The sequence below is a fragment of the Plantactinospora mayteni genome (genome assembly GCF_016862935.1).
Lineage (GTDB): Bacteria > Actinomycetota > Actinomycetes > Mycobacteriales > Micromonosporaceae > Plantactinospora > Plantactinospora mayteni.
The window spans coordinates 1-2,544 of the sequence record NZ_BONX01000103.1; the positions used below are offsets into that span (position 1 = coordinate 1).

The window sequence follows — 2,544 nt, forward strand, 5'->3', positions numbered from 1 at the left end:
GGTCGGGTAGCCCCGATGCATTGCTGCACCGGGGCCCCCTCAGATCCGTACGTGCCACTCGTCGCGGCATACGGCTCAAGCAAGCCCTGGAGGGCGTTTCAGGCGTGGAGGAGTGCTGGGTCTTTGCGTGCGCCGGTTACCCGGCGTTGGCAGTGCGAGTGGACCAGGCGGGTGTCGTCCGGTGTGGCCTCATCTGCGTGGGCGCTCATGTGGTGCTTGGTGATCGCTTTGCGGGTGACCCGATGCCACTGTTCCCATTCGGTGGGGCTGCGTGGCTCGTGGTCGGCGTGCAGGAGTAGCCCCTGGCAGAGCGTGCAGCGTCCTTTCTGCTTGGCGAGCAGGATCAGGATGCTGCGGTCGAGCAGGGCTGGGTTCTTTCCGCGCCGCCGGGCCCAGTAGTCGGTCAAGGCGGGATCGTCCGGAGACGCCGCGCCGAGGACCAGACTGTGCCGGACGATCTTTGTCCAGCCGAACCGGGGCAGCCAGGCACCGCTGTCGCGGTTGCCGAAGATCCACCGGTCACGGCTGGCGGGGTTGAACCGGCCGTAGTACCGGGAGATGATCCAGGTCCTCGGCTTGTTCTGATGGCTGTGGCACGCCCATTTGTAGGTGAGCTGCCACAGGTAGTGGTCCAGGGCCGCGAAGGTCCTGGACGATGCCGCTCCCCGGTAGTAGTTCGCCCATCCCCGCACGATCGGGTTGATCTTCGCGAGGACGGCCGCCGCGTTCGCGCCCCGCAGAGCGCGCATCTCGACGGCCAGGCGGTGTTTGGCCCGCTTGATCGCGGCCTTACTCGGCCTGGTGATCAGCTTTCCGGCGTGCCGGCGGATCGTGAACCCGAGGAAATCGAATCCGTCCTCAAGCGCCACGATCCGCGTTTTGGCCTCGTTGAACGACAGGCCCCGTGGGGCCAGCCACTCGGCCATGCGCGCCTTGACCTGCTCGGCCTGCTGCCGGGTGTGGCAGAGAGCGACCATGTCGTCGGCGTAGACCACCAGAGCCGGACAGCCTCGCTTCGTGCGAGCCGGATCGCTCGCCTCGTAGCGGACTCCGGCCGCTTCCTCCAGCCCATGCAGCGCGACATTCATGAGCAGGGGTGAAATCACTCCGCCTTGAGGGGCTCCCTCATCGGTCGGCGCGAACCCTGTTTCCTTCTCGAACACGCCCGCCTTCAACCATCCTCGGATCATTTCCCTGCCAGGGAACGTGCCGAGTTCAGTAAGCAGTTGGGAATGGTCGATCCGGTCGAATGCAGCGCTCAGGTCCGCGTCCAGCACCCACCGGCGTTGGGGGTTTTTCCCGCAGCCCATAACGTGGATTACTGCGATCGCGTCCTGGCAGCTTCGGCCCGGCCGGAACCCGTATGTCCGGGGCGCGAACCGGGCCTCCCACTCTGGTTCCAATGCGTTGCGGCAACGCGCCTGGTGGGCGCGGTCTGCTATCACGGGAATCCCAAGTGGTCTGCGTTTTCCATTGGCTTTCGGAATGAACACTCGGCGGACCGGTAAGGGCTGGAACGATCTCGCTGTGCGGTGCACCAGCACGGCCAGATCCATCCGGGCACGGGAGGTCAACGCGACCTGCCCGTCCACCCCAGCGGTCGCGCGACCAGCGTTGCGCTGCGTGACCTGCCGCACACTGATCAGAGTGTTCGACCAACTCCGCAGCATCATCTTCTGCAGGTTCCTGACCGTGGCCAGGTCCCCGGCCTTCGACGCCTTGAAGATCCTGGCCCGTAGCCGCCGTACGTGTTCCTCGTGAATGGGCCACACGATCGTGTCCCAGCCGAGGTTCTCGTCCTCCGGTCCGTTCGCTCCGAGAGCCGCCATCGCAACATCGAAAGCAAAGGCTGTCACCGCGTCTAACTTGCCCTTCGGTTCCGGCATTTTCGGCACATTCTGTTCAAAGGCTCACCCGCCACACGTCAGCCTGCTTTCGCAGCCGGGCACGGGGCCCGGTATCCGGCCAGTTATACGAGAGCCACCGACGAGAAGGGCCGATGTGTCACGTGTTCCCGCTTTCCTGTTGCCTTTCGGCTGCCGGCATTCGCTTCTTGGGCGTCCTGTTCCCGCCACGGGATTCCGCTTTCCTTGCGGTCGGCCTACCACCACAGCTAATGCGATGGACCTGACGGGGTTACCACGTTCCGCACGTTTGAGATACGACCGGGTCGGGTGCCAGCTTTACCCCGGGAGCGGCGGTGTCCACACGACCGTAGATCCGTCCTCGGTCGCCGCCTGCCGATTCTCAACGACCCGCTCCTCATCATCTCCACCATCACGACCCGACTTGGAGAGTTGCCGTAACGAGGCATCACCACTGGTTCACTCGCGTTCACCCTTTCGGTCTTCCCCTCACCTGTGACACCCGGTCGGAGCAGGCATCCTTGGGCTTCCCTCTGGGCTTCGCACCCGGCCATTACTGACCACGCACGCCGGAGGCGGGGACCGGTCCAGGACACTGACCGGAGTCACGTCTTCGGCTTCAAGCCGAACCTCCCATCGACGAAACTACTCAAAACGTGCGACATCGTGTCGCACCGGA

The 2,544-nt window shown here is 64.7% G+C and carries 1 protein-coding gene; it reads right to left on the reverse strand.

The window, feature by feature from the left end; all coding sequences use genetic code 11:
- Positions 1-98 precede the first annotated feature (98 nt).
- On the reverse strand, positions 99-1,886 hold the full coding sequence (ltrA, locus tag Pma05_RS42045) for a group II intron reverse transcriptase/maturase (protein ID WP_239314204.1): 1,788 nt from the start codon (positions 1,884-1,886) through the stop codon (positions 99-101).
- Positions 1,887-2,544 lie beyond the last annotated feature (658 nt).

Bases quoted from the DNA above. Each gene is read 5' to 3' on its own strand.
- ltrA (WP_239314204.1), bottom strand. From the start codon at position 1,886: ATGCCGGAACCGAAGGGCAAGTTAGACGCGGTGACAGCCTTTGCTTTC.